Genomic DNA, 25,895 nt, shown 5'->3' on the forward strand with positions numbered 1-25,895 from the left:
CGTCCGAGCCGTCGTCCGGGCCGCCGTAAGGACTGGCACAAAGGAGTGGTGACGTCGTGGCGGAGGAGCACAACGAGGCGCCGGACAGGACCGAGGCGCCGGACAGGACCGAAGCGCCGGACAGTACGGCGGTGCGGGTCGCTCTCTGGCGGGCGATGCACGTACGGGTCGACCCGCCGCCCCATGTGTTCGAGGACGAGATCGGGCTGCGGCTGGTGGCCCCGGACGACGGCTGGCGGCAACGTCCGGACATGGACCCGCGCACCACCGCCGGGTTCCGGGCGGCCATCGTGGCCCGCGCCCGTTTCGTCGAGGATCTGCTCGGCCGACGGGTCGACCACGGTGTCACCCAGTACGTCGTGCTGGGGGCCGGGCTCGACACCTTCGCCCAGCGCAGCCCGGAGACCGCCGCCCGTCTGCGGATCTTCGAGATCGACCAGCCGGGCACCCAGGCATGGAAGCGCCGGCGCCTGGTCGAACTCGGCTACGGGATCCCCGACCGGCTGCGACTGGTGCCGGTCGACTTCGAGGCGGGCGCGGACTGGTGGGAGCGGCTCATCGACGCCGGATTCCGTCCCGAGCTGCCGGCGGTCGTGGTCTGCGCCGGTGTCACCCAGTACCTCAGCGGGGACGCCACCGCGGCCACTCTGCGCCGGCTCGCGGGGCTGGCCCCCGGCTCCACGCTCGTCATGACGTTCCTGCTGCCCGCCGAACTCGTCGACGACGCCGATCGCCCCGCGCTGGAGGCGACCAAGCCGCAGGCGCGAGCGGCCGGAACGCCGTTCATCAGCTTCTACACCCCGCGCGAGATGCTGTCACTGGCCCGCGACGCCGGCTTCGAGGACGTCCGGCACATCCCGGGAACCGCGCTGGCCGACCGCTACTTCGCCGACCGGACCGACGGCCTTCGCCCGTCGAGCGGGGAAGACCTGCTGGTGGTCACCGTCTGACGATCCCCGGCTTCCCCCGTCCGGCGGGGAAACGCGGAGACCTCCGGTGTGGTGTGCTACCCGGGCGGCACACCACACCGGAGGTCCTCGGGGCGGCTTCGGGTCTTCGTCGCTACGCGCTCAGCGGGAACTGGGCGCTCAGCTCGTTGAGCATCGCCACGTTGAAGTCGAACGCGCGCTTGCACTCGTCGACGATCCGCTGCTTCTCCAGATCGTCCGCCGCCACCGAGTCCAGCAGCTCGCGGTAACCCCGCTTGTACGCGGCCGGGTTGGTGATCTCCTCGAAGACGTAGAACCGCACGCCGTCGCCCTTGCGCTCGAAGCCCCACGTCCGCTCGGCCCGGTCCCGCAGGACCTGGCCGCCGGAGAGGTCCCCGAGGTAGCGGGTGTAGTGGTGGGCCACGAACCCGCCGGGCCACGTCCGCACGCACTCCTGGACCCGCGCGGTGTAGGCGGCGGTCGCGGGCAGCGGTTCGAGTCCCGTGCGCCAGTCCGCGCCGCGCAGGTGCGCGAGGTCGCGCTCCAGTTGGGGCGTGCGCGCCAGCTCGGGCTGAATGAAGGGCCCGGCGACCGGGTCCCGCCGCAGCGTCTCCGTGCCCTCCTCCAGCGCGCGGTACACGAACCACAGTTGCTCCGTGTAGCGCGTGTACGCGTCGACCCCGTGCCGGCCGCCCAGCAGATCGCTCATGAAGGTCGAGTTGTTCGCCACGGTGTGCTGCTCGTGGGAGGCGGTGCGGATGAGCGTGGAGAAGGGGGTGGTGGCGGGTGCGTCCAAGGCGGGCCTCCGGAGACCGAGGGGGACGGGAGCAGGCGAATGCCGGCCGATGGGCGGCGGCAGCACGTTTCCGTGTCGCCGCCCCTCCCGATACTCTTACTTAGGCATACCTAAGTCAACAGCTTCCCGACGGCCTGTCGGTAAAAAACGGCCCGATTCGAACCAGTGACGGCACAAAGATGTCTAAAACGGTCGAGATCGGAACCGTCAGATCAGGGGAGGGTCAGGATCTCGGTCCCCGTCTCCGTCACCACCAGCGTGTGTTCGAACTGCGCGGTCCGCTTGCGGTCCTTCGTCACCACGGTCCAGCCGTCGTCCCACATGTCGTGCTCGTACGTACCGAGGGTGAGCATCGGCTCGATGGTGAACGTCATGCCCGGCTGGATGACGGTGGTGGCGTGCGGGCTGTCGTAGTGCGGGACGATCAGCCCGGAGTGGAAGGACGAGTTGATCCCGTGTCCGGTGAAGTCCCGGACGACGCCGTAGCCGAACCGCTTGGCGTACGACTCGATGACGCGCCCGATGATGTTGAGCTGGCGACCGGGCCGTACGGCCTTGATGGCGCGGTTCAGCGACTCGCGGGTCCGCTCGACCAGCAGCCTGGACTCCTCGTCGACATCGCCGCAGAGGTAGGTGGCGTTGTTGTCGCCGTGCACACCGTTGATGTACGCGGTGACGTCGAGGTTCACGATGTCGCCGTCGCGCAGGACCGTGGAGTCGGGGATTCCGTGGCAGATGACCTCGTTGACCGAGGTGCACAGGGACTTGGGGAACCCCCGGTAGCCGAGGGTCGAGGGGTAGGCGCCGTGATCGCACATGTACTCGTGCGCGACCCGGTCCAGCTCGTCCGTGGTCACCCCGGGCGAGATGTGCTTGGCGGCCTCCTCCATCGCCCGCGCGGCGATCCGCCCGGCGATCCGCATCCGCTCAATCGTTTCGGCGGTCTGCACTTCCGGCCCGGTATACGGGGTAGGAGCGGGCTTCCCGACATATTCGGGGCGCCGGATTTTTCCGGGAACGGAACGGACGGGAGAGAGCTGCCCCGGTACGAGCAGTGACTGGCCAGACATGCCAGCGAGTCTAACCAGCGACTGTGGGGCAGCATGGCGTCAGAGGAAGGAGCCGATGATGGCCCTGTTCAAGAAGCGCACGGTCGGTAAGCCCGGCGAGTGGTACTACTGCCTGAAGCACCAGAAGGTCGAGGAGGGCCCCGAGTGCCCGGCCAAGGACCGCTTCGGCCCGTACACGTCGCGGCAGGAGGCGGAGCACGCGATGCAGACGGCGCGGGACCGGAATCTGGAGTGGGAGACGGACCCCAAGTGGCATGACGGCTCCAAGGACCCGGACCCGGACACGGGTACGGGCACGGACACCAATACCTGAGAGGCGCGCTCGCGGGCGCGGGGCTGTCGGCCGCCGCCTACGGGGTGTCCGCCGTCGCCTCGCCGCTGCGGACCTCGTTCCCCCGCGCCTCGTTCCCCCGCGCCTCGTCCTTCTGGGCGCGGCGGCGCTGGGCGTCCTCGTCCGTGTCGGCGTGGTAGGTCAGCAGCTTCGGCAGCACGCCCGCCAGCAGCCCGACCGCCGCCACACACGCCAGCCCGCCGCCCCAGACGGCGGTACGGGTCCCGGTCCAGCCGGCCATGGCGCCCGCGCGGACCTGGCCGAGCTGCGGGCCGCAGCTGTACGAGAGCACCTCGATGCCCGCGAGGCGGCCCCGGAACTCCTCCGGGATGGTCTGATTCCAGATCGTGGAGCGGCCCAGACCACTGATGGTGTCGCCGCCGCCCGCCGCGACGAGGCAGAGCAGTACGAGCCAGATGTTCGACATCCATCCGGCCGCCGCCATCGCCAGCCCCCAGCCCGCCGCGCCGAGCACCACCATCCGGCCGTGCCGCCGGACCCGTGAGGCCCAGCCGCTGGTGAGGCTGACGACTATGGAGCCCAGCGGGATCGCCCCGTACATCAGCCCCAGCGCCCATTCGGCGCCCAGGTCCTGCGCGAGGAACGGGAAGATCGCCAGCGGGAAGGCGAAGAACATCGCGGCGAGGTCGATCACGTACGTACCGAGCAGCACCGGCTTGCTCCACGCGTATCGCGCGCCCTCGGCGATCGTGCGGAGCGAGGGCCGGTCCGCCTCCCCGGACGGCGGCGCGGGCGACAGCCGCAGGCACATCAGCACCGAGGCGGCGAAGCCGGTGACGGTGACCGCGTACGCGGTGGGCGCGCCCGCGTACGCCACGACCACCCCGGCGAGCGACGGGCCCGCCACGGCCCCGATCTGCCAGCGCAGCGAGTTGAGCGCGGCGGCCGCGGTGAGCTGGTCGTGCGGCACGATCCGCGCCATGAGTGAGTCCAGCGCCGGGCGTTGCAGCCCCGCCAGCGCGGAGACCCCGGCAGCGACGACGTACAGCGGCCACAGCGCGGGCTCGGGCATCAGCCCGTTGACGAGCAGTACGACGGCCAGCAGCCCGAGGCCCGCCTCCGACAGGAGGATGACCTTGCGCCGGTCCACGGCGTCGGCCAGCGCGCCGCCGTACAGGCCGAAGACGATCAGTGGCACCAGTTCGACGGCGCCCATCGCGCCGACCGCGAGGGGGGAATCGGTGAGGTCCTTGATCTGGAGCGGCAACGCGATCATGGCCATCGAGCTGCCGAAGTACGTCACCAGCCCCTGCACCCAGAGCAGCCGGAACTGCCGGGACGAACGGAAGGGGGTGAGGTCGGGCAGGATCGCGCCGGGCGTTCTGGTCACGAGGGGCCATGATCGGTGGCGGGAGTGGGGAAGGGCAAGCTCAATTGTTCCGGGGCGGGACAGGGGGCGTTCCGGGGCGGGGCCGGCGGAGCGGCGCGGGGGACCGGGGGCTGGGTACGGACCCGGTGGCGGTTACCAGCGGGACGGCGGCGGCGCCGTCAGCTGGTCCGCCAGCCGGGACAGCCGGTCCTGGAAGCGGCGGCGCCCGCGCGGCGCCGGGAGGCTGTTCTCGCCGGTGGCCGCCGATACGAGGTGCTGCACGGTGTCCAGACTCACGCCGTGCGCCGCGTCCGAGGCGGCCACGGTCAGCGCGTCGTGCGCGAGCCCGTGCACCTCGGCGTCCCCGCCGTCCAGCGCCAGCACCGTCGCCCCGGCGCGCCGGGCGTCGTGCACCCGCTCCAGCAGGCCGCCGTCCGGGCGTTCCGGCGCCACGACGAGCAGCGTCTCGCCCCGGCCCGCCGCTTCGAGCCGGCCGAGGCCGACGGCGAGATGCGCGGGGTCGTCGGGGCGTACCCGGTGCCGTACCAGCGTCGGGTTCAGCTCCGGCTGCCCCGACCACGCCGCCTCGTCCACGAGGTGCGCGGCCAGGTGCCACGGCTCGTACTCCTCCGTCCCGACCAGCAGCAGCCCGCCGCCCTGCGGTACGACGGAGGAGCGCAGCGCTCCCGCGAACCGGCGGGTCGCGGACGGCCATTCCGTCCCGGCGAGGACTTCGCGCAGCAGCGCGACACGTACGGCATCCATGCGGCCGCATCCTGCCGCAGTACGGCGCGTGGCGCGGCGGGTCGGCCGCGGCTCACCCGAACGGGGCCTTCGGAAGCGAGGTTTCCCGTCGGCTGCCGAGGTTTTCCGCGGGCTACCGAGAAGTAGGCTCGGGCTCATGACTTCAACGGACAGTGGCAGCGCTCCCTCTTCCTCTTCCTCCGCTCCCTCCGCCGCGACTTCTTCGGCCGCGGCTTCTTCCGCCGCGACCTCTTCCGGAGCACCGGCCAAGGCACCGGCCAAGGACCCGTGGGACCTTCCCGATGTCTCGGGTCTGGTCGTCGGCGTGCTCGGCGGGACGGGCGACCAGGGGCGCGGCCTCGCCTACCGGCTCGCCCTCGCCGGACAGAAAGTGATCATCGGCTCCCGGGCCGCCGAGCGCGCCGAGTCGGCGGCGGCGGAACTGGGCAACGGCGTCGAGGGCGCCGACAACTCCACCTGCGCGCGCCGCAGCGACGTGGTCATCGTCGCCGTGCCGTGGGACGGCCACGCCAAGACGCTGGAGTCCCTGCGCGAGGAGCTGACGGGCAAGCTGGTCATCGACTGCGTCAACCCGCTCGGTTTCGACAAGAAGGGCGCGTACGCCCTGAAGCCCGAGGAGGGCAGCGCCGCCGAGCAGGCCGCCTCCCTGCTGCCGGACTCCCGCGTGACGGCCGCGTTCCACCACCTGTCGGCGGTGCTGCTCCAGGACCCGTCGGTCGAGCGGATCGACACCGATGTGCTGGTGCTCGGTGAGGCGCGGGCCGACACGGACCTCGTCCAGGCGCTGGCCTCCCGTATCCCCGGCATGCGCGGCGTCTTCGCCGGCCGGCTGCGCAACGCCCACCAGGTGGAGTCGCTCGTCGCCAACCTCATTTCGGTGAACCGCCGCTACAAGGCGCACGCGGGGCTGCGCGTGACGGACGTGTAGCGGGCGGGGACCCTGAGAGCCCGGGAGAGCGAGGGAGAGCGAGGACGAGGGCGCGGGGAGCGAGGGCGGAGGCGCGCGGGGGGACGCTCCTGGGCACCGGGGACCATGGGAGACACTGGAGCGCGTACGACGCACTCCCGAATGCCCCCGACCAGGAGCCGCCTCCCATGCCCCGCCTCGCTCTCTACGCCCTCGCCGTCTGTCTCCTCGCCGTCGTGGCGGCCGTCGTCTCCTTCGTCCAGGGCATGTGGCTCGGCGTCGTCTGGGTGCTGGTCGCCGGGCTCTCGTCCAACATGGCCTGGTACTACCTCCGCAAGGCCAGGTCCGACCGGGCCGCCACCACGGGCTGACGGCTCACGGCTCACGGACCGCAGACGTACTCGTTCCGCGTCGTCCAGAAACTGAAGAGGTTCCGGCCGCAGTAGCTGTCCAGCTCCGAGACGCCCAGCCCCCTCAGGATCGCGTCGACCGCGTCGAAGAAGGCGCGGTTGACCTCGGGGATGAAGAAGAGCAGGACGAAGACCGCCATCAGGCCGAACGGGGCGAAGGGTGCCACCTGGTGGCGGACCTTGGGGGAGAGCCAGGGCTCGATCACCCCGTACCCGTCCAGGCCCGGGACCGGCAGGAAGTTGAGGATGGCGGCGGTGACCTGGAGCAGGGCGAGGAAGCCCAGGGCGTAGCGGAAGGGCGCCGGGACGCCGGACAGGGCGTGCAGCCAGAAGGGCGCTGTGCAGACGAAGGCGAAGAGCACGTTGGTGAGCGGGCCGGCGGCCGAGATGAGGCTGTGCTTCCAGCGGCCCTGGACGCGGTTCCGTTCGATGAAGACCGCGCCGCCGGGGAGGCCGATACCGCCCATGATCACGAAGATCACCGGGAGCACGATGCTGAGCAGCGCGTGCGTGTACTTGAGCGGGTTGAGCGTCAGATAGCCCTTCGCGCCGATCGAGATGTCGCCGCTGTGCAGCGCGGTGCGCGCGTGGGCGTACTCGTGCAGGCAGAGCGAGGTGATCCAGCCGCCCGTGACGAAGAGGAAGACGGCGAAGCCGACGCTCGCCGCGAAGTCCGTCCACACCGCCCACCCCGCGACCGCCGTGACGGCGACGATGCCGAGGAAGACGGGGGAGATGCGCCGGTCGCTTTTTCGGATGGCGGTGGTCATGGGCGGGGCTCCCGGGAGATCGGCGCGGTGGTGCGGGCGAGGCGGTGGTGCGGTGAGGCGTGCGGGACGGGTGAGGCGTGCGTACGGGTAAGGCGTGCGGGACGGATGAGGCGTGCGGTACGGGCCGTGCTCTGCCGTACCCGCCCCGTCAAGTGTCTCCGTGTCTCCCTACCCTCTCTCGCCCGGTCCTCTCGACCGGCCTGTGCGGGACACGCCGGGGGAAATGCCTCGACTCCGGGTACGGGTGCCCGGAATGCTGTGCCCATGGGGGATGTGGGGCGACCGTGCTGACGGCTTTCACCGACAATGGACGGATGCGGATTTCCGTCCTCGGAACCACCGGGGCCTTTCATGCCGACGGCACGCCCGTAGCCCTCGGCGGTGCGCGGCTGCGCGCGCTGCTGACGGTGCTCGCGCTGCGGCCCGGCCGTACGGTCCCGGTCGGGGTGCTGGTCGAGGAGGTCTGGGCGGCGGATCCGCCCGCGGACGCCGTGGCGGCGCTTCAGGCGCTGGTCGGGCGGTTGCGGCGGGCGATCGGCCCGGCCGCCGTGGCCTCGGACGACGGCGGGTACCGGCTGTGCGTGGACGCGCAGGACATCGACCTGCACCGCTTCGGCGTCCTCGCCGACGAGGGCGCCCGGTGTCTGGCGCAGGGCGACGCGGTCAAGGCGGCGAGCCTGCTGGACGACGCGCTGGCGCTCTGGCGCGGGCCCGCGCTGGACGACCTCCCCGACCGTACGGCCGAAGCCGTCCGCTGGGAGACCCGCGGGATCGACGCCCGCCGCACCCGGCTGGCCGCCGCGCTCGCGCTCGGCCGGGCCGAGGAGGCCCTCCCCGAGCTGGTCGAGCTGTGCGGCCGGTTCCCCCTGGACGAGCGTCTCCAGGCGCTGCGCGTACGCGCCCTGCGCGACGCGTCCCGCCGGGCCGAGGCGCTCGTCGCGTACGAACAGGTCCGCCGCGACCTCGCCGACCGGCTCGGCACGGACCCCGGTCCTGAGCTGCGCGCGCTGCACGCGGAGTTGCTGGGCGGCGGCGGTGAGCGCGGCGGCGAGCACCGTAGCGGCGAACGCGGCGGGAAACGTGGCGCGCCGGACGACCGGTACGAGCCCGCGCCGCCCGTCCCGGCCGCTCCCGTACCCCTACCCGCCCCCGCCCGCCGCCACGGCAACCTCCGCGCCCGGCTCACCAGCTTCGTCGGCCGCGAGGACGACATCGAGGCGATCAGGGGCGACCTCGGGCTGGCCCGGCTCGTCACCCTCCTCGGGCCCGGCGGGGCCGGGAAGACCCGGCTCTCGCAGGAGGCCGCCGAGCGCGCGGCCGACGCGTGGCCGGACGGGGTGTGGCTGGCCGAACTGGCGCCCGTCAACGCCCCGGACAACGTCGCCGAAGCCGTACTGAGCGCGCTCGGAGCGCGCGAGACCGTGCTGCGCGGCGCCGGGGCCGAGGAGCTGCGGGCCGCCGACCGGCACGCCGGGGAGCCGCTCGTCCGGCTGACCGAGCACTGCGCCCGGCGTCGCATGCTGCTGCTCCTCGACAACTGCGAGCATGTGATCGGCGCCGCCGCGGCCCTCGCCCACGAACTGCTGGCGCGCTGTCCCGAGCTGACCATCCTGGCGACCAGCCGGGAACCGCTCGGCGTTCCCGGTGAAATCGTGCGTCCCGTGGGGCCGTTGGCGCCCGATCCGGCGCACCGGCTGTTCGCGGAGCGGGCCCGTGCCGTACGGCCGGACTTCGACCCGGACGAGGACACCGACGCGGTCGCGGAGATCTGCCGGCGGCTGGACGGGCTGCCGCTCGCCATCGAACTGGCCGCCGCCCGGCTGCGGTTGCTCACCCCGCGGCTGATAGCCGACCGTCTCGACGACCGGTTCCGCCTGCTGACCGGCGGCAGCAGAACCGTTCTGCCGCGCCAGCAGACGCTGCGCGCCGTGGTCGACTGGTCCTGGGAGCTGCTGGACGGAGCCGAACGCGCGGTGCTGCGGCGGCTGTCCGTCTTCACGGGCGGCTGCGACCTGCCGGCCGCCGAGGTGGTCTGCGCCGACAGACCCGACCACCCCGGTATACCCGTCTACCCCGCAGAGGCGCCCCGCGCGGCTGCCGGGCCCGCCGCCGTCGGGCCGCGTGATGTTGCCGCGCTGCTCGGCTCGCTCATCGACAAGTCCCTCGTCGTCGCCGCCCCGACGCCGGACGGTGGCGACATGCGCTACCGCCTCCTCGAAACGGTCGCCGAGTACTGCGCGGAGCGGCTCGACGAGGCCGGTGAGCGCGCGGCCGTCGAGCGCGGACACCTCCTGTACTTCCGCGAGCTGGCCCGCACCACCGATCCCCAGCTGCGCGGGTCGGGGCAGAACGCCGCGATCGCCCTGTTCGAGCGGGAGTACGAGAATTTCCGCACCGCGCTGCGCCGGGCCATCGCCGCCGAGGACGAGCACGAGGCGCTGTGCCTCGGCCTCTCCCTCGCCTGGTTCTGGCAGATGCGCGACCTGCGCGGCGACGTCCGGCAGTGGGCGGGCGGCGTCGCGGCCCTCGGCCCCGATCCGTTCACCAGACCCGTCCAGCAGGCCCCGCCGATCGCGCATCGCGTCACGGACGCGCCGCCGCCGATGTCCGCCGAAGTCCTCCAGGAAGCCCGGCGCGAGGTGCGGATGCTGGGGATGCTGTACGACGACCGCAGTCGCGGCAACTGGGCCGATCCCGAGCGGAACGCCTGGCTGGACGCCGTGGCCACCGCCTACCGGCCGGGCCTGCCGCAGACCTGCTGGTACCCGGGCAGCCTCTGGTTCTTCGCGACGGTGTTCACCGGGGACGGCGGTCAGTTGCGGTTCGGCCTGGACGAGACCGTGCGCGTCTGCGAGGAGTCCGGTTACGAGTGGGAGCTGGCCATGGTGCTGCACACCCGCGCCAACGTCCTGGCCAACCGCGGGATTTCGGCGGGCGCCGCGGTCCGCGACGCCGATCGCAGCCTGGAGATCTTCGAACGGCTCGGGGACGCCTGGGGCCGGGTGGAGGCGCTCTCCGCCCGGGGCGAGGCCCGGGAGAAGTGCGGTGACTTCGCGGGCGCGGGCGAGGACTTCCGGGTGGCCGTCGGCCTCGCCCAGGGACTGGGTGTGCAGAGCCAGGTGATCCTGTTGCGCGCCCGGCTGGCGGCGACGCTGATGGAGCTGGACCGGCCCGAGGAGGCGGAGCGCATCCTCCATGAGGTGCTGCGCGACGGGCGGGACACCGGGTTCGAGGCGCTGACCGCCGCCCGGCTCTTCCTGGTCATGCTGCTGGGCCGCAGCGGACGCCTCGGCGAGGCGCGTGAGCAGATCGAGACGATGCTCAACGCGCACGACCCGGGCGCCGATAAGTTCTTCCACCAAGGTTTCATGGTGGGCCTCCTCGCCTGGCTCGACTGTCTGGAGGGCCGGTACGGGCCAGGGCTGGAGAAGGCCCGTAAGGCCCTGGAGATCTCGGACTCACCGATGTCGCGGATCTTGGCCCCCGAGATCGCCGCGCTCCATCTGATGACCGCCGGCTGGGCCCTGGCCGGCCTGGCGGACCGGCCGGACACCGGACCCGGGCGGGTACGGGACGCCGGCCGGCTGATCGGTGCGTACGAGGCGCAGCTGCCCGAAGGCCACTTCCGCACCCCGCTGGAGCTGGGCATGATGGCGGCGGCCCGCGAGGCCGCGGTGGCCGTGCTCGGTGAGGCCGCCTTCGAGGCGGCGCGGGCCGAGGGCACCGGCCTCACACTGGCGCAGGCCGTCGCCCTCGTCTGATCCCGGCCGCCGCGGCCGCGCGGGTCGGCCCCCGGTCTCAGGACTTCTTGCGGAACTTGGCCACCGCCAGCGGCGCCGTCACCAGCGTGATGCCCGCCGCCCACGCCAGCGTGATCCACACCGAGTGCGCCACGGGACCGCCGTTGATCAGGGCCCGGGCCGCGTCCGCCAGGTTGGACAGCGGATTGACGTCGGTGAACGTCTGGAGCCAGCCCGGCATGGTCGCCGTGGGCGCGAAGATCGAGGACCCGAACTGCAAGGGCATCAGGACGAGCATGGCCACCCCCTGCACGGCCTGCGCCGTCTTCATCGTGAGGCCCAGCAGAATGAAGATCCACATCAGCGACGCGCCGAACACGGCGGACAGACCGACGGCCGCGAGCAGGTCGAACACGGAGGTCTTGATCTCCATGCCCAGCAGGAAGCCCATGCCGAGCAGGATCGCGATGGCGACCAGCATCCGGCCGATCTCGACGACTATCTTGGCGATCAGTACGGAGGACCGGGCGATCGGCATCGTACGGAAGCGGTCCATGACCCCCTTGCGGAAGTCGTCGTTCACACCGGTGCCGACGGCCATGGCGATGTTCATCCCCATCATCGCCATCAGACCGGGCACCACATAGTTCACATAGTCGTCGCGCGAGCCGCCGAGGCTCGCGCCCACCGAGCCGCCGAAGACGTACACGAACAGCAGCGTGAAGATGATCGGCATCAGCAGGACGTCGAACATCGACTCCGGATCCGCCTTGATCTGGAGGGCGTTGCGGCGCACCAGCGCGCCGATGTGCCGCAGATTGCCGCGCAGTCCGATCCGGCCCTCGTCGGACACGGCCGCCGGGGGCCGGGCGGCCGGCTGCCCGGGAGCGGACGCGGGCGGCGTCGTCGGAGCCGCCGTCGTGGTGGTGGTGGTGGTGGTCGGGGTCGTGTTCATACCGAGGCTTCCTCAAGGGCGGTGTCGGACTCGGAGACGGTCTTCTGGCCGGTGATGGCCAGGAACACCTCGTCCAGGCTGGGCAGATGGGTGCCGATGTCGGCGATGGCGAAGCCGCGCTCGCCCAGCAGGCCCACGATCGCTGTCAGTTGCTGGTCGCTCAGGATCGGGACGTAGAGCATGCCCTCGTCCGGGACGGCCTGGGCGCCGCCGATGCCGTCGAGGCCGCTCTCGGTGACCGCCCGCGTCATCGCGGGGAGCTGGGCCGGGTCGGCGGGCCGGATCTGGAGCGTACGGCCGCCGACCTTCGCCTTCAGCTCGTTCACCCCGCCGCTGGCGATGACCCGGCCGCGGTCGATGACCGTCAGCTCGTTCGCGAGCTGCTCGGCCTCCTCCATGTACTGGGTGGTGAGCAGCACCGTCGCCCCCTCCGCGACCATCCGCTGCACCTCGTCCCAGACCTCGTTGCGGGTACGCGGGTCGAGTCCGGTCGTCGGCTCGTCCAGATAGAGGACGGCCGGGCTGCCGATCATCGACGCGGCCAGGTCGAGCCGCCGCCGCATGCCGCCCGAGTACTGGAGAGCGGGCTTCTTCGCCGCCTCGGTGAGCGAGAAACGCTCCAGCAGCTCGTCGGCGCGCCGACGCGCGTCCTTGCGGGGCAGGTCGAGAAGCCTGCCGATCATGTAGAGGTTCTCCCAGCCGGAGAGCTTCTCGTCCACCGAGGCGTACTGGCCGGTGAGGCCGATGGTGCGGCGCAGCTGGCGGGGCTGGCGCAGCACGTCGTACCCCGCGACCATCGCGCTTCCCGCGTCCGGCTGGACCAGGGTGGAGAGGATGCGGACCAGCGTCGTCTTGCCGGCTCCGTTGGGCCCGAGCACGCCGAGGACGGTGCCCTCGCGGACGTCGAGATCCACCCCGTCCAGCGCCTTGGTGGCGCCGTAGTGCTTGACCAGCCCCCGTACCTCGACGGCGTTGCCGGTCCGGCCGCCGCTGGGGTTCTTGTCGTTTCGCTTCATGGCCTCAGTGGACCACCCGCCACCGACAATCCACCGACAGGCCGCCGACAGCCTGTGGACAACCCGGGGACACCCCGGCAACGGCCGGGCGGCCGGACCGGGCCACCGCGTGCGACAGCCCGCCGACGGGGGAAGATCGGCGGGCTGTCGCTCGTGCGGGCAGTGGCTTCTCGGCGGTGGCGCGGGCCCTGTGCCAGGGCGCGGACCTCCGCCGCCGGTTCTAGTGGAAGGTGTGCTCCTCCTGCGGGAACGTTCCTCCGACGACCTCGTCGGCGAACTCCCGCGCCGCGTCCCCGAGGGCCCGGCGCAGGTTGGCGTACTGCTTGGTGAAGCGCGGCACCCTGCCCTGTGTCAGACCGGCCATGTCGGTGTAGACGAGCACCTGCGCGTCGGTGTCGACGCCCGCGCCGATCCCGATGGTCGGAATGTGCAGGCTGCGGGTGACCTCGGCGGCCAGCTCGGCCGGTACGAGTTCGAGCACGACCGCGAAGGCGCCCGCGTCCTGTATCGCCTTGGCGTCGCGGAGCAGCTGCTGCGCGGCCTCCTCGCCCCGGCCCTGCACCCGGTAGCCGAGGGTGTTGACGGACTGCGGGGTGAGCCCGATGTGCGCCATCACCGGGATGCCGGCCCGCACGAGCAGCTCGATCTGGGCGTGCGAGCGCTCGCCGCCCTCCAGCTTGACGGCGCCGACGCCCGCGTCCTTGACCAGCCGCGTCGCGCTGCGCAGCGCCTGGACCGGGCCTTCCTGGTACGAGCCGAAGGGCAGGTCGCCGACGATCAGGGCGCGCTTGGTGCCCCGGACGACGGCGGCGGAGAGCATGGTCATCTCGTCGAGCGTGACGGGCACGGTGGTCTCGTACCCCAGGTGGCAGTTGCCCATGGAGTCGCCGACGAGCATCACCGGGATGCCGGCCTCGTCGAAGACGGAGGCGGTCATCGCGTCGTATGCGGTGAGCATGGGCCACTTCTCGCCGCGCTCCTTGGCGGCGGAGATGTCGTGGACGGTGATACGGCGCGTGCCCGTACCGCCGTACAGCGCCTTCGGATGGCCGGTGGCGGCCGTGGCGGCGGTGTCTGCCGCGGGGGCCGCGGGGACTGTCGTCGTGGGGGCGGCGGAGAGCGCGCCCTCGCTCGCGGGGCGTCCTGCGGGCGGCTGTTGGGCAGCCGCGGACTGAACAGTCATGGCCAAAGGCCCTTTCGTCATCTCGAGGCACCCTGACGGCGTCCCCGGACCGCTTCCATGGTGGCATCCCGCGCCCCGCACGTAAAGATTTCCCCAGGGTTCCTCTCCCGGTTTCGATACGAGACGGTCTCGTATCGAAACCGGTTTAGGGTGTGGGCCATGTCCAAGCCGTCCGGCGCGCCCGCCGCCGCACCCCGCGATCCCGCACCCCGTGATCCCCTGTCCCGTCCCGCCGAGTCCCGTGTCCCCGAGGCGGTCCACCGCCGCCGCTGGGCCATTCTCGGTGTCCTCATGTTCAGCCTGCTGATCGTCGTGCTGGACAACTCGATCCTGAACGTGGCGGTCAAGACGATCGCCGCCCCCGCGCCCACCGGCATCGGCGCCACCCAGAGCGAGCTGGAGTGGGCGATCAACTCCTACACGCTCGTCTTCGCCGGACTCCTGTTCACCTCCGGGCTGCTCGGCGACCGGATGGGCCGCAAGAAGGTGCTGCTCTTCGGCATCGCCGTCTTCGGGATCGGCTCCGGTCTCGCGGCGCTCTCCGGGTCGCCCGGCGAACTCATCGCCTACCGCGCCCTGATGGGCTTCGGCGCCGCCTTCGTGATGCCCGCCACCCTCGCCGTGCTGATGAACGTCTTCGAGCGCGACGAGCAGCCCAAGGCCATAGGCATCTGGGCGGGCGGCGTGGGTCTGGGCATCGCCATAGGCCCGATCACCGGCGGAGTCCTGCTCGAACACTTCTGGTGGGGTTCCGTCTTCCTCATCAACGTGCCGGTCGCCGTCGTCGCGCTGATCGCGATGGCGCTGCTGGTGCCGGACTCCCGGGACCCCCGGCCGGGACGGCTCGACCCGCTCGGGGTCGCGCTCTCCGTCGTCGGACTCGTCCTGCTGGTGTACGGCATCATCCGCGGCGGCGAGCTGGCCGACTTCACGGACGCCACCGCGCTGGCCCCGCTGCTCGGCGGCGTCGTGGTGCTCCTCGCGTTCGTATGGCACGAGAAGCGCACCAGCCATCCCGCCCTGGACGTCTCCTATTTCAAGAAGCCGGCCTTTTCCGCCGCCGTGGCCGCCATCGCGCTGGTCTTCTTCGCGCTGATGGGCGTCACGTTCTTTTCCGCCTTCTACCTCCAGAGCGTGCGCGGCTACAGCGCGCTCCAGTCCGGGCTGCTGATCCTGCCGCTCGCCGCCGGGCAGATGATCTTCGCGCCGCGCGCCAGGCTGGTGGTGGACCGCTTCGGCGCCCGCGCCGTCTGCACGGTCGGCCTGGTGCTGGTGGCCGCGGGGCTCGCGGCGTTCGGATTCTTCGACGCCACCACCCCCGTCTGGGTGCTGTGCGTGGTCTTCTTCGTCCAGGGCACCGGAATGGCCCACATCATGCCGCCGGTGACCGTCGCCGTCATGCAGGCGCTGCCCCGCGAGAAGGCCGGTTCCGGCTCGGCGATCAACAACACCTTCCGCCAGGTGGGCGGCGCGCTGGGGGTCGCCGTACTGGGCTCGGTGCTGTCCGCGACGTACCGGGGCCGCATCGACGGCCACCTCGGCGCGGTTCCCGCGGCGGCCAGGGACGCGGCGGGGGAGTCGATCGAGGCCACCCTCGGTGTCGCGCGCGGGCTCGGCGCGGCGGGCGAGCCGCTGGCCGGGGCGGCGTACGACGCGTTCCTCGACGCCATGCACCTGACGGCGTACTGCTCGGCGGCGGTCGCGCTGATCGGCGCGGTCGTCGTCGCCGCCTTCCTGCCGGGGCGGCCCCCGGCGCCCGAGCCCGCCGGGGACGTGTCCGACGAGCTGCCGGAGCCCGCGGGCGCGGCGCGGGGCTGACCGTCCAGGGCGCCCCGCCCCGTGTACGAGAATCGGTGGTGCGGGCATCGAGCGGTGACAGCGGCCACGGGGCGGCGCGCCGGGACGGCGAGAGGCGGAACACGTGCGGGAGCGGGATCACGGGGACGAGAAGGAACACCGGCGCGGCAGGCCACGCAGTGAGGCGGCCGAGCGGGCGATCCTGGAAGCCGTCGTGGCCCTGCTGGAGGACGGCGTACCGCTGGGCGCCCTGTCCATCGAGCGCATCGCCCGCACGGCGGGGGTCGGCAAGGCGACCATCTACCGGCGCTGGCGGGGCGCGGAGGAACTCTTCGTCGACGTCCTGCGCGAGATCGAACCGCCCGATCCCGAACTGCCGGGCGACTCGGCGACCGAGGACCTCCGGATCATGCTGGAGTCGCTGCGCAAGCGCGGGCTGGCCCAGCGCAACTCGGCCCTCCTGCACAACGTGAGCGTGGAGATGAAGAGCCGGCCCAAGCTCTGGCAGGAGTACCACAGGACCGTCATCGACCCCCGGCGCGAGACCACGCTCGCCGTGATCCGCCGGGGGATCGCCGACGGAGAGTTCCGGGACGACCTGGGGGCGGAGCTGATCAACGACATGATGATCGGCCCCATGCTGATGCGCACCCTGCACCGGCCCGGCGCGTCGCTCGACGAGGACCTCGCCGACCAGATCATCAGGACGGCGCTCCAGGGACTCGCCCCGCGCCCGCCCGGCACGAGCGACGTGTCCGGCGCACGCGACCGGTCAGGCACACGCGACGTGCCCGACACATGCGACGCGCCCGACGCGCCCGGCGCGGGCCGCGCCGAAACGCCCGGCCGGTGAGGCTGATCACACCCCCGCCGTCCGCACCCCCGATCCCGCCGCGCCACCCGCCCCGACCGTGACCGTTCTGTCACAACTCCCGGTCATCCGTCCTTGATCGGAACTCGCCGGGACAGCCCTGTCGTCTCCCCGCCTGTACGGCCGTTCCCGGACGGCGGAGAAAGCACCCGCACATCGCCTAGGGTCAGGGGGCGGGTGTGCACAGCAAGGCAGTGAGGGCAGCGGACATGACGCAGGAGTACACGGTGCGGTCGGTCGCGACGGGCGAGGAGGAGCACCGCCCGGAATCGCGCGTCAGGGCCTGGCTCAATCGCTGGCGCCGGGATCCCGGGATCTGGCGGCGCGGCATCGTCCTGGCCCTGATCGCCGTGGGCAGCGCGCTGCTGATGATCCTTCACGCCCATATCCCGAACAAGATCGGGAACCTCGGCAGTCTCACCGAGACCTTCCTGCCCTGGCTCGGTCTGCTCGTCCCGGTGATCCTCGTCCTGGCCCTCGTACGGCGCTCCGCCACCGCGCTCATCGCCCTCCTGCTGCCCGCCGTCGTCTGGCTCAACCTCTTCGGCGGGCTCCTGACCGACAAGTCGGGCGGCGGCGGCGACTTCATGGTCGCCACCCACAACGTCAACGCCGACAACCCCGACCCGAAGGCCACCGCGAGCGACCTGGCGGAGTCGGGGGCGGACGTCATCGCCCTGGAGGAGCTGAAGGCCAGCGCCGTACCGGTGTACGAGGCGGCGCTGGCCGGCACGTACAAGTACCACTCCGTCCAGGGCACCGTCGGGCTCTGGAGCAAGTACCCGCTGAGCGCGACCAAGCCCGTCGACATCCAGCTGGGCTGGGTCCGCGCCATGCGCTCCACGGTCGCCACCCCGGAGGGCCCGGTCGCCGTCTACGTCGCGCACATGCCCTCCGTACGGGTCAAGCTGCACGCCGGGTTCACCGCCAACCAGCGCGACAAGAGCGCGGACGCGCTGGGCGAGGCCATCGCCGACGAGACGCTGAGCCGGGTGATCCTGCTCGGCGACCTCAACGGCACCATGAACGACCGCTCCCTGAACGCCGTCACCTCCCAGATGCGCTCCACCCAGGGCGCGGCGGGCGACGGGTACGGCTTCAGCTGGCCGGCGGCGTTCCCGCTGGCCCGGATCGACCAGATCATGGTCAAGGGCGTCGAGCCGACCTCCTCCTGGACCCTGCCCAGGACGGGGAGCGACCATCTGCCGATAGCGGCCAGGGTGGATCTCGCGAACGCCGATAAGTGATGCGGCACACGCAATCCGGTGTTCATCTGCCGGAACAAACGGCCTGAGAGACTTTGTTCCGTAGGGGTACTTACATCGGAACCGCCCCTTCCGGGAACACTCTCCACGAAAGGCCACTCTCCATGCCCTTCGCCCTGCTCGCCCTGGCCGTCTCGGCCTTCGGCATCGGGACGACCGAGTTCGTCATGATGGGCCTGCTGCCCAACGTCGCGGACGATCTGGGAACCTCCGTACCCACCGCCGGCTATCTGGTGTCGGCCTACGCGATCGGCGTCGTCATCGGCGCCCCGCTGCTCACCGCCTTCGGCTCCCGCATCCCGCGCAAACGGATGCTCCTGCTGCTCATGTCCCTCTTCGTCGTCGGCAACCTGGCCTCCGCGCTCGCCCCCGGCTTCGGCTGGCTGATGGCGGGCCGGGTACTGGCCGGACTGCCGCACGGAGCGTTCTTCGGCGTCGGCGCCGTCGTCGCCGCCAGACTGGTGCGCGAGGGCCGGCAGGCGCGGGCGGTGGCGACCATGTTCCTCGGACTGACCGTCGCCAATATCATCGGCGTCCCGGCGGCCACCCTGCTCGGCCAGCACCTCGGCTGGCGCGCCACCTTCCTGGTCGTCACGGTGATCGGCCTGGTCGCGCTGGCGGCACTGGCCCGGCTCATTCCGTACGTGCCCGTGGACGCTCAGCAGAGCGTCCGCCGCGAGCTGCGCGCCCTGCGCGACCGGCAGGTGCTGCTCGGGCTCGCGACGGCCGTCTTCGGCTTCGGCGGGGTCTTCGCCGTCTACTCGTACCTCGCCTCGATGACGACCGAGGTGATGGGCTTCGGCGAGTCCTCCGTCACCCTCGTGCTCGCCCTCTTCGGCATCGGCATGACGCTCGGCGCGCTGGCGGCCGGACCGCTCACCGACCGGGCGCTGCGGCCCACGCTCTACGGTTCGCTCGCCACCCTCGCCGTGGTGCTGGTCGCCTTCCGCTTCACGGCGCATGTGCAGTGGGCGGCGCTGGTGACCGTGGTGATCCTCGGCGCGGTCGGATTCATGACCACCACGCCGCTCCAGATGCTCGTCATGAGCAAGGCCAAGGACGCCCCCACGATCGCCTCAGCCTCGAACCACTCGGCCTTCAACCTGGCCAACGCGGGCGGCGCCTGGGCCGGCGGCGCGGCGATCGCCGCGGGCTGGGGCTGGATGTCCCCGACGCTGGTCGGCGCCGTACTGGCGGTCATCGGCCTGGCCATCGCGGTCACGGCGGGAGTGCTCGACCGGGGCGGCCGGGGTACGGGCGCGGCCTCGCGGATGGTGGCGCGCGGCGACGCCGCCGAGGTCCCGGGGGCGGTCCCGGAGGCCGTCGCGGTCCAGCAGCGGCGCTGACCGCGCAGGGCGGACGGACGGGTACCCGTACCGGAAAGGGCCCGTTCGGGTCCTTCCCGGTACGTCGTCCCAGGACTGCCGTCAGTCCGTCAGCTCGCGCCAGCGGTTCGTGATCGGCAGCCGCCGGTCCTTGCCGAAGCCCTTCGCGGAGATCTTGGTGCCCGGCGGGTACTGGCGCCGCTTGTACTCCGCCGTGTCCACCATCCGCAGTGTCTTCGCGACCAGCTCCGCGTCGAAACCGGCCGCGACGATCGCGTCCATGCCCTGGTCGCGGTCGACGTACAGCTCCAGGATCCGGTCCAGCACGTCGTAGTCCGGCAGTGAGTCCGCGTCGACCTGGCCGGGGCGCAGCTCGGCGCTCGGCGGCTTGGCGATGGTGTTCTCCGGGATCGGCGGGGTCTGGCCCCGCTCCAGCGCGGCCCGGTTGCGCCAGTGGGCCAGCCGGAACACATACGTCTTGTAGAGGTCCTTGATCGGGCCGTACGCCCCGACGGAGTCCCCGTACAGCGTCGAATACCCCACCGCCAGCTCGGACTTGTTCCCCGGCGCCAGCACGATCTGGCCCTCCTGGTTGGAGAGCGCCATCAGCATCGTGCCGCGCAGCCGCGCCTGGAGGTTCTCCTCCGCGAGCCCGGTCAGCCCGAGCGACTCCATGTACGCGTCGAACATCGGCTCGATCGGATGCGTACGGAAGTTCAGCCCCGTACGGCGGGCCAGCTCGGCCGCGTCGTCCTTGGAGTGGTCCGAGGAGTACTTGGACGGCATGGAGACGCCGTACACGTGCTGCGCGCCCAGCGCGTCGCAGGCGATGGCGGCGACGAGCGCGGAGTCGATGCCGCCGGACAGCCCGATCAGCACCGACCGGAAGCCGTTCTTCGCGGCGTACGCGCGCAGCCCCACGACCAGCGCCGAGTACACCTCCTCGTCGTCGTCGAGACGGTCGGCGTAGCCGCCGGTCAGCTCGGGCTCGTACGCCGGGAGGGGGTCCTCGGAGAGGACGACGTGGTCGATGCGCAGCCCGTCGTCCACGACACCCGAGGGCGGCTGCGCCGCCGCGGCCGGCAGGTCGAGGTCCAGGACGACCGAGCCCTCGGCGAACTGCGGGGCGCGCGCGATGACTTCGCCGTCCTTGTCGACGACGATCGAGTCGCCGTCGAAGACCAGCTCGTCCTGGCCGCCGATCATCGCGAGGTACGCGGTGGTGCACCCGGCCTCCTGGGCGCGCTTGCGCACCAGGTCGAGGCGGGTGTCGTCCTTCTCGCGCTCGTACGGGGAGGCGTTGACGGAGAGCAGCAGCCCGGCCCCGGCCGAACGGGCGGCGGGCACCCGGCCGCCGTCCTGCCAGAGGTCCTCGCAGATGGCCAGCGCCACGTCGACCCCGTGCACCCGGATCACCGGCATGGTGTCGCCCGGCACGAAGTACCGGAACTCGTCGAAGACGCCGTAGTTCGGCAGATGGTGCTTGGCGAAGTTGAGCGCGACCTCCCCCCGGTGCAGGACGGCTGCGGCGTTGCGCGGGGCGCCCGCGGGCTGGCCGGAGCGGGGCCGCTCGGTCTCGGAGCGGTCGAGATAGCCGACGACGACGGGCAGCTCCCCGAAGCCCTCCTCGGCGAGCCGGACCGCGAGCGCGCGCACGGCGGCCCGGGACGCGTCGACGAAGGACGAGCGCAGCGCGAGGTCCTCGACGGGATAGCCGGTCAGCACCATCTCGGGGAACGCGACGAGATGCGCTCCCTGCTCGGCGGCGTGCCGGGTCCAGTGCACGATCGCCTCGGCGTTCGCGGCGAGGTCACCGACGGTCGAGTCGATCTGATTCAGAGCGAGGCGTAGTTGAGGCACGCCGCCCAGTGTAATCGTCTGTCTGACGCGATGTACGGGTGCGGAGGTGTGGGGCGCCCCACTCGGGAGCGCCCCACCCGGAGCACCCCACACGGGAGCGCCCCACCCGGAGCGCTCACTCGGGGGCGCCCCATCCCAAGCGCCCCACACCTGGTGCCGGGGGGCGGCTTCAGGAGCGCGGCTTCGCGCCCCTGGCCTTCAGCAGGTCGGCCATGAGCCGCATCTCCGACTCCTGCGCCGCGACCATGCCCTTGGCGAGGGCCTTCTCCGTACCGACCTCGCAGAGCCGGACACAGCCCTCGGCCATGTCGACGCCGCCCTTGTGGTGGTCGGTCATCAGCTGGAGGTAGAGGATCTCGGCCCGCTCGCCGCGCGCGTCGCGCAGCTGGGCCAGCTCCGTCTTCGTGGCCATGCCGACCATGAGGGACCCGTCGTGGGGCTCGTACGCGCCGTGCCCCGCGCTGCCGTGGTCCGTGCCGCCGCCGTGGTCCATGGTGCTTCCGTCGTCCATGGACATGCCGTCGGCCGACCCGGTGTCCTTGGCGTCGGCCGTGGACATCCACTCCATCGGCTCCTGCCCGGCCTCCAGCTTCGGCAGCCCCCACAGGTCCAGCCAGCCCAGCAGCATCCCGCGCTGGTTGGCCTGGGTGTTGGCGATGTCGTACGCCAGCCGGCGCACCTCCTCGTCGTCCGTGCTGTCGCGCACGATGAAGGACATCTCCACGGCCTGCTGGTGGTGGACCGCCATGTCCCGCGCGAAGCCCGCGTCCGCCGACTCCGACGTCGGGGTGGCGGGTCCGGCGGAGCCGCCGTCGCCGCCGGCGGAGGCCACCGCGGCCGTACCGGCGAAGATCAGCGCGAGGGCGACGGCGGTGACGGCCGCCCACTGCGTGCGCGTGACGCGGCGGCGCGGGGGGAACTCCGCCACGCCGTCGTTCTCCGCGCCGCTCAAGCCGTCGCTCGTACCGTCGGGCACGCCGTCGCGCACGCCGTCGTTCCCGGCGTCGCTCTCCGGGCCGGTCACGGCGCGTCCATTCCGCCCGTGCAGGCGGCGCCCGGCTCGGGGGTCTGCTCACCCTGGACGTACTTCGTGAAGAACTGGTTCACCCGCGAGTCCGTCGCGCTGTCCACCGTGACCTGCTTGCCCCACGCGCTCAGCATGATCGCGCCGGCCTGGTCCTTCACCGGGCTCATCAGCGAGTACTTGGTCTTCTTGACCTTCTCGCCGAGCGCCTTCACATCGTCGTCCGACGCCTTGTCGTTGTACGTGACCCAGACCGCGCCGTGCTCCAGCGAGTGCACCGCGTTCACGTTCGGGACCGGGTCCGTGTAGACGTCGCCGTCGCAGTTCATCCAGACCTGGTTGTGGTCACCGCCCACCGGCGGGTTCATCGGGTACTTGACGGCCTCGGCGACGTGGTTGCGGCCGAGCTTCTCGGCGTCCCAGGACTTCTCCTCCTTGACGGGGGAGGCCGCCTCGGCCTTGGCTTCCGCCTTCTTTTCCGACTCCTTGTTCAGGAGGACGGCGCCGCCGGCGATGAGCGCCGCGACCACGAGCGCGCTCGCGCTGATCGTGATGATGCGGCTGCGCCGCTCACGGGCCCGCTCGGCGCGGCGCATCTCCTCTATTCGGGCCTTGCGTTCGGCGGACTGGGACTTGGAAGCCATGGTGCGTCCTTCGGTGAGTGCGGTGATCGCGGTGATCACGAAACGGCGGTCGGCGTTGCCCGGGCCCCCGGTGCGGGGGTACGGGCCCGGTTACGTCCGCAGTACTTGAAGGACGTGCAGATCCGGCGCGCGGGCCTGCGCGCCGGAGCGCGCCACCTGGCCGGCGGGGCGCTCCGGTTCGAGATGCGAGATGCGCGGGCCGCCGGGGAGCGCGGCCACCGGCGGCGGCACGGTGAGGACGGCCTGGCTGAGGTGCGGGGCGAGCCCGCAGTCGCCCTTGCCGTACGGACAGACGTACTCGGTCTGGGCCTGTCCCACCGCGGTCGCCGAGCGCTCCGCGTGGTGCGGTTCGGGCGCTCCGGGGCCGGGTGACAGACAGACGAAGAGTGCGGCGAACAGCGCCGCCACGGCGCTCACGAGTGCCGTGGGACGCGCGTTGCGTATGTGGCCGCGCCGCGATCCCCCCATGGGCGCAGATGGTAGTGCGTACGGCCCCGGTCGCAGCAGGGAGGAGCGGCTAACCCGGCCACATCCGGCCCGTCCATCACCATCAATACGGAATCAATACGGAATGAAACGGTCATCGGTGCGGTACGGAAGAGACATGCCCGAGCAAGCAGAGCCGCCGCCGGACGTCGATGCCGTGACCCGCGCCGTACTGACCGCGTCACGGCTGCTGGTCGCCGTCTCCGTACGCTCCCTGGCCGCCGCGGGCGAGCCGGTCACCCTGCCCCAGCTGCGGCTGCTCACGGTCCTGGCCACCCATGGCGACGCCAAGCTGGTGGAGGTCGCCGAGCGGCTCGGGGTGAATCCGTCGACGGCCATGCGCACGCTGGACCGGCTGATCGCCGCCGGGCTCGCGACCCGGCAGAGCAACCCCGGCAACCGCCGCGAGACGATGCTGCGGCTCACCCCGGCCGGTCTGGAGCTGGTCGACCGGGTCGGCGCCGCCCGGCACCGGGAGATCGCCGCGATCGTCGAGCGGCTGGCCCCCGGGCAGCGCGCCGCCCTCGTCGACGCCCTCACCGCGTTCACCGAGGCGGGCGGGGAGCCGGTGGTGCCGGGCGACGAGACGGAGCCGTACCCGCTGGGCTGGACGGACACGCACGCCCGGCGGCCGGACCGGACGGGCACCCGAACCCGGCGGTGCGACGACGGAAAGTAGCCATTCCCTGACCGAAGGTCGCCGTCGGGATGGCGGGTGGTCGCCAGAATCGATCTTGAACAGCATGGATTGCGGTCGGCTGTTTCACGGGCACCACACGGACAGGCACTATGGGCAGGAGACCGACACGTCCAGGACGCGGGGCGTTGGACGGGGGTTCGCAACGCGACCGAAATCGTGTGGTGGGATGCTCATGTGCCTCAACGTGCCCCGCGGCATGGGAGCAGGTGGCCTGACCAGCAAGGATGGGTAGGACAGCTATATGGATAAGCAGCAGGAATTTGTGCTCCGCACGCTGGAGGAGCGCGACGTCCGCTTCGTGCGTCTCTGGTTCACCGATGTTCTCGGGTTCCTGAAGTCGGTCGCCGTCGCGCCCGCCGAGCTGGAGCAGGCATTCGACGAGGGCATCGGCTTCGACGGTTCGGCCATCGAGGGCTTCGCCCGGGTGTACGAGTCCGACATGATCGCCAAGCCTGATCCGGGCACCTTCCAGATCCTGCCCTGGCGCGCGGAGGCCCCCGGCACCGCCCGTATGTTCTGCGACATCCTGATGCCCGACGGCTCGCCGTCCTTCGCGGACCCGCGCTATGTGCTCAAGCGGATGCTCGCCAAGACCTCGGACCTGGGTTTCACCTTCTACACCCACCCCGAGATCGAGTTCTTCCTGCTGAAGGACAAGCCCGTCGACGGCAGCCGTCCCACCCCCGCCGACAGCTCCGGCTACTTCGACCACACCCCGCAGAACGTGGGGATGGATTTCCGGCGCCAGGCGATCACGATGCTCGAATCCATGGGCATCTCGGTGGAGTTCAGCCACCACGAGGGCGCCCCGGGCCAGCAGGAGATCGACCTGCGGTACGCGGACGCGCTGTCCACCGCCGACAACATCATGACGTTCCGGCTGATCATGAAGCAGGTCGCGCTGGAGCAGGGCGTGCAGGCCACGTTCATGCCGAAGCCGTTCTCGGAGTACCCGGGCTCGGGCATGCACACCCACCTCTCCCTCTTCGAGGGAGACCGCAACGCGTTCTACGAGTCGGGCTCCGAGTACCAGCTCTCCAAGGTCGGCCGCTCCTTCATCGCCGGGCTGCTCAAGCACGCGGCGGAGATCTCGGCCGTCACCAACCAGTGGGTCAACTCCTACAAGCGCATCTGGGGCGGCTCCACCCGCACGGCGGGCTCGGGCGGCGAGGCCCCCTCGTACATCTGCTGGGGCCACAACAACCGCTCCGCGCTGATCCGGGTACCGATGTACAAGCCCGGCAAGACCGGCTCCGCCCGGGTCGAGGTCCGCTCCATCGACTCGGGGGCCAACCCGTACCTGACCTACGCGGTGCTGCTCGCCGCCGGCCTCAAGGGCATCGAGGAGGGGTACGAACTCCCGGCGGGCGCCGACGACGACGTCTGGGCGCTCTCCGACTCCGAGCGCCGCGCGATGGGCATCGAGCCCCTCCCGCAGAACCTGGGCGAGGCGATCTCCCTGATGGAGCGCAGCGAACTGGTGGCGGAGACGCTCGGCGAGCACGTCTTCGACTTCTTCCTGCGCAACAAGAAGCAGGAGTGGGAGGAGTACCGCTCCGAGGTGACGGCCTTCGAGCTGAAGAAGAACCTTCCGGTGCTGTAGCCGCAGGTCAGCGGGGTTTCCCCGCATGAACGGGACTTCGGGCCCGCGCCGTGACGGCGCGGGCCCGAAGTCTGCTCGCCCGCCCAACGGCGGAGACCGCCGGGGCCAGGGCGTGCCT

General features: G+C 71.7%; 23 protein-coding genes. 11 read left to right on the forward strand and 12 right to left on the reverse strand.

Annotated elements, in window-relative coordinates; all coding sequences use genetic code 11:
- The first annotated feature begins 56 nt into the window (after positions 1-56).
- Complete coding sequence (locus OG627_RS25500; protein ID WP_329068854.1) at positions 57-950, forward strand: class I SAM-dependent methyltransferase; 894 nt, start codon at positions 57-59, stop codon at positions 948-950.
- 112 nt (positions 951-1,062) lie between these two features.
- Here OG627_RS25500 and OG627_RS25505 read toward each other — a convergent pair whose 3' ends face one another.
- Together OG627_RS25505 and map are read right to left on the reverse strand one after the other, a co-directional pair.
- Positions 1,063-1,725, reverse strand: coding sequence for a biliverdin-producing heme oxygenase (locus tag OG627_RS25505; protein ID WP_329068856.1), 663 nt, complete (start codon positions 1,723-1,725; stop codon positions 1,063-1,065).
- A gap of 212 nt (positions 1,726-1,937) precedes the next feature.
- Positions 1,938-2,795, reverse strand: coding sequence for a type I methionyl aminopeptidase (gene map / locus OG627_RS25510; protein ID WP_329068858.1), 858 nt, complete (start codon positions 2,793-2,795; stop codon positions 1,938-1,940).
- A gap of 58 nt (positions 2,796-2,853) precedes the next feature.
- Here map and OG627_RS25515 point away from each other — a divergent pair, with 58 nt between their 5' ends.
- Positions 2,854-3,108 (forward strand): hypothetical protein, encoded by a 255-nt coding sequence (locus tag OG627_RS25515; RefSeq protein ID WP_329072973.1) that lies wholly within the window; start codon positions 2,854-2,856, stop codon positions 3,106-3,108.
- Positions 3,109-3,145: 37 nt separating this feature from the next.
- Here OG627_RS25515 and OG627_RS25520 read toward each other — a convergent pair whose 3' ends face one another.
- Together OG627_RS25520 and OG627_RS25525 are read right to left on the reverse strand one after the other, a co-directional pair.
- Positions 3,146-4,477, reverse strand: a complete 1,332-nt coding sequence (locus OG627_RS25520; protein ID WP_329068860.1) for an MFS transporter — start codon at positions 4,475-4,477, stop codon at positions 3,146-3,148.
- A 132-nt stretch (positions 4,478-4,609) separates the two neighbouring features.
- Entirely contained in the window at positions 4,610-5,221 is a 612-nt protein-coding gene (locus OG627_RS25525) for a hypothetical protein (protein WP_329068862.1), read from the reverse strand.
- 136 nt (positions 5,222-5,357) lie between these two features.
- Here OG627_RS25525 and npdG point away from each other — a divergent pair, with 136 nt between their 5' ends.
- Positions 5,358-6,149 (forward strand): NADPH-dependent F420 reductase, encoded by a 792-nt coding sequence (gene npdG / locus OG627_RS25530; RefSeq protein WP_329068864.1) that lies wholly within the window; start codon positions 5,358-5,360, stop codon positions 6,147-6,149.
- A gap of 167 nt (positions 6,150-6,316) precedes the next feature.
- Positions 6,317-6,499 carry a hypothetical protein gene (locus tag OG627_RS25535; RefSeq protein ID WP_329068866.1) on the forward strand — a complete coding sequence of 61 codons (183 nt, stop codon included), beginning with the start codon at positions 6,317-6,319 and terminating at the stop codon, positions 6,497-6,499.
- Positions 6,500-6,510: 11 nt separating this feature from the next.
- Here the strand turns inward: OG627_RS25535 and OG627_RS25540 are convergent, their stop codons facing one another.
- Positions 6,511-7,308: a site-2 protease family protein gene (locus OG627_RS25540; RefSeq protein WP_329068868.1), complete on the reverse strand. Its 798-nt coding sequence runs from the start codon at positions 7,306-7,308 to the stop codon at positions 6,511-6,513.
- Positions 7,309-7,622: 314 nt separating this feature from the next.
- Between OG627_RS25540 and OG627_RS25545 the strand changes: the two genes are divergently transcribed.
- Positions 7,623-11,069, forward strand: a complete 3,447-nt coding sequence (locus OG627_RS25545) for an AfsR/SARP family transcriptional regulator (protein ID WP_329068870.1) — start codon at positions 7,623-7,625, stop codon at positions 11,067-11,069.
- A 37-nt stretch (positions 11,070-11,106) separates the two neighbouring features.
- On the opposite strand, the gene OG627_RS25550 is transcribed toward OG627_RS25545, so the two are convergent.
- The 3 genes from OG627_RS25550 to panB all read right to left on the reverse strand — a co-directional run bounded on the left by OG627_RS25550 (position 11,107) and on the right by panB (position 14,202).
- Positions 11,107-12,003, reverse strand: coding sequence for an ABC transporter permease (locus OG627_RS25550; RefSeq protein ID WP_329068872.1), 897 nt, complete (start codon positions 12,001-12,003; stop codon positions 11,107-11,109).
- Positions 12,000-13,019, reverse strand: coding sequence for an ATP-binding cassette domain-containing protein (locus OG627_RS25555; protein WP_329068874.1), 1,020 nt, complete (start codon positions 13,017-13,019; stop codon positions 12,000-12,002). Before OG627_RS25555 ends, OG627_RS25550 begins: the two co-directional genes overlap by 4 nt.
- Before the next feature lie 220 nt (positions 13,020-13,239).
- Positions 13,240-14,202: a 3-methyl-2-oxobutanoate hydroxymethyltransferase gene (panB, locus tag OG627_RS25560; RefSeq protein WP_329068876.1), complete on the reverse strand. Its 963-nt coding sequence runs from the start codon at positions 14,200-14,202 to the stop codon at positions 13,240-13,242.
- Positions 14,203-14,361: 159 nt separating this feature from the next.
- Here panB and OG627_RS25565 point away from each other — a divergent pair, with 159 nt between their 5' ends.
- The 4 genes from OG627_RS25565 to OG627_RS25580 all read left to right on the forward strand — a co-directional run bounded on the left by OG627_RS25565 (position 14,362) and on the right by OG627_RS25580 (position 19,481).
- Positions 14,362-16,020, forward strand: coding sequence for an MFS transporter (locus OG627_RS25565; RefSeq protein WP_329068878.1), 1,659 nt, complete (start codon positions 14,362-14,364; stop codon positions 16,018-16,020).
- A 103-nt stretch (positions 16,021-16,123) separates the two neighbouring features.
- Complete coding sequence (locus OG627_RS25570; RefSeq protein WP_329068880.1) at positions 16,124-16,852, forward strand: TetR/AcrR family transcriptional regulator; 729 nt, start codon at positions 16,124-16,126, stop codon at positions 16,850-16,852.
- Positions 16,853-17,079: 227 nt separating this feature from the next.
- Positions 17,080-18,117, forward strand: coding sequence for an endonuclease/exonuclease/phosphatase family protein (locus OG627_RS25575; RefSeq protein ID WP_329068883.1), 1,038 nt, complete (start codon positions 17,080-17,082; stop codon positions 18,115-18,117).
- A gap of 122 nt (positions 18,118-18,239) precedes the next feature.
- Positions 18,240-19,481, forward strand: a complete 1,242-nt coding sequence (locus tag OG627_RS25580) for an MFS transporter (RefSeq protein ID WP_329068885.1) — start codon at positions 18,240-18,242, stop codon at positions 19,479-19,481.
- A gap of 81 nt (positions 19,482-19,562) precedes the next feature.
- Here OG627_RS25580 and OG627_RS25585 read toward each other — a convergent pair whose 3' ends face one another.
- From OG627_RS25585 to OG627_RS25600, 4 genes are all read right to left on the reverse strand, one after another.
- On the reverse strand, positions 19,563-21,320 hold the full coding sequence (locus OG627_RS25585; RefSeq protein ID WP_329068887.1) for an NAD+ synthase: 1,758 nt from the start codon (positions 21,318-21,320) through the stop codon (positions 19,563-19,565).
- Positions 21,321-21,489: 169 nt separating this feature from the next.
- Positions 21,490-22,248, reverse strand: a complete 759-nt coding sequence (locus OG627_RS25590; protein ID WP_329072975.1) for a DUF305 domain-containing protein — start codon at positions 22,246-22,248, stop codon at positions 21,490-21,492.
- Between the two features lie 92 nt (positions 22,249-22,340).
- Positions 22,341-22,988 carry a DUF3105 domain-containing protein gene (locus tag OG627_RS25595; protein WP_329068889.1) on the reverse strand — a complete coding sequence of 216 codons (648 nt, stop codon included), beginning with the start codon at positions 22,986-22,988 and terminating at the stop codon, positions 22,341-22,343.
- A gap of 90 nt (positions 22,989-23,078) precedes the next feature.
- Positions 23,079-23,456, reverse strand: coding sequence for a hypothetical protein (locus OG627_RS25600; RefSeq protein WP_329068891.1), 378 nt, complete (start codon positions 23,454-23,456; stop codon positions 23,079-23,081).
- Positions 23,457-23,592: 136 nt separating this feature from the next.
- Between OG627_RS25600 and OG627_RS25605 the strand changes: the two genes are divergently transcribed.
- Positions 23,593-24,153, forward strand: coding sequence for a MarR family winged helix-turn-helix transcriptional regulator (locus tag OG627_RS25605; RefSeq protein WP_329068894.1), 561 nt, complete (start codon positions 23,593-23,595; stop codon positions 24,151-24,153).
- A gap of 262 nt (positions 24,154-24,415) precedes the next feature.
- Positions 24,416-25,777 (forward strand): glutamine synthetase family protein, encoded by a 1,362-nt coding sequence (locus OG627_RS25610; protein ID WP_329068895.1) that lies wholly within the window; start codon positions 24,416-24,418, stop codon positions 25,775-25,777.
- Positions 25,778-25,895: the final 118 nt, after the last annotated feature.

The organism is Streptomyces sp. NBC_01429 (assembly GCF_036231945.1).
Taxonomy (GTDB): Bacteria; Actinomycetota; Actinomycetes; order Streptomycetales; family Streptomycetaceae; genus Streptomyces.

Coding starts and splice junctions, on each gene's coding strand:
- OG627_RS25610 (WP_329068895.1), top strand. CDS start 24,416: ATGGATAAGCAGCAGGAATTTGTGCTCCGCACGCTGGAGGAGCGCGAC.
- OG627_RS25575 (WP_329068883.1), top strand. CDS start 17,080: ATGACGCAGGAGTACACGGTGCGGTCGGTCGCGACGGGCGAGGAGGAG.
- OG627_RS25550 (WP_329068872.1), bottom strand. CDS start 12,003: ATGAACACGACCCCGACCACCACCACCACCACCACGACGGCGGCTCCG.
- OG627_RS25595 (WP_329068889.1), bottom strand. CDS start 22,988: ATGGCTTCCAAGTCCCAGTCCGCCGAACGCAAGGCCCGAATAGAGGAG.
- OG627_RS25545 (WP_329068870.1), top strand. CDS start 7,623: ATGCGGATTTCCGTCCTCGGAACCACCGGGGCCTTTCATGCCGACGGC.
- npdG (WP_329068864.1), top strand. CDS start 5,358: ATGACTTCAACGGACAGTGGCAGCGCTCCCTCTTCCTCTTCCTCCGCT.
- OG627_RS25525 (WP_329068862.1), bottom strand. CDS start 5,221: ATGGATGCCGTACGTGTCGCGCTGCTGCGCGAAGTCCTCGCCGGGACG.
- OG627_RS25540 (WP_329068868.1), bottom strand. CDS start 7,308: ATGACCACCGCCATCCGAAAAAGCGACCGGCGCATCTCCCCCGTCTTC.
- OG627_RS25535 (WP_329068866.1), top strand. CDS start 6,317: ATGCCCCGCCTCGCTCTCTACGCCCTCGCCGTCTGTCTCCTCGCCGTC.
- OG627_RS25515 (WP_329072973.1), top strand. CDS start 2,854: ATGGCCCTGTTCAAGAAGCGCACGGTCGGTAAGCCCGGCGAGTGGTAC.
- map (WP_329068858.1), bottom strand. CDS start 2,795: ATGTCTGGCCAGTCACTGCTCGTACCGGGGCAGCTCTCTCCCGTCCGT.
- OG627_RS25555 (WP_329068874.1), bottom strand. CDS start 13,019: ATGAAGCGAAACGACAAGAACCCCAGCGGCGGCCGGACCGGCAACGCC.
- OG627_RS25600 (WP_329068891.1), bottom strand. CDS start 23,456: ATGGGGGGATCGCGGCGCGGCCACATACGCAACGCGCGTCCCACGGCA.
- OG627_RS25565 (WP_329068878.1), top strand. CDS start 14,362: ATGTCCAAGCCGTCCGGCGCGCCCGCCGCCGCACCCCGCGATCCCGCA.
- OG627_RS25580 (WP_329068885.1), top strand. CDS start 18,240: ATGCCCTTCGCCCTGCTCGCCCTGGCCGTCTCGGCCTTCGGCATCGGG.
- OG627_RS25605 (WP_329068894.1), top strand. CDS start 23,593: ATGCCCGAGCAAGCAGAGCCGCCGCCGGACGTCGATGCCGTGACCCGC.
- panB (WP_329068876.1), bottom strand. CDS start 14,202: ATGACTGTTCAGTCCGCGGCTGCCCAACAGCCGCCCGCAGGACGCCCC.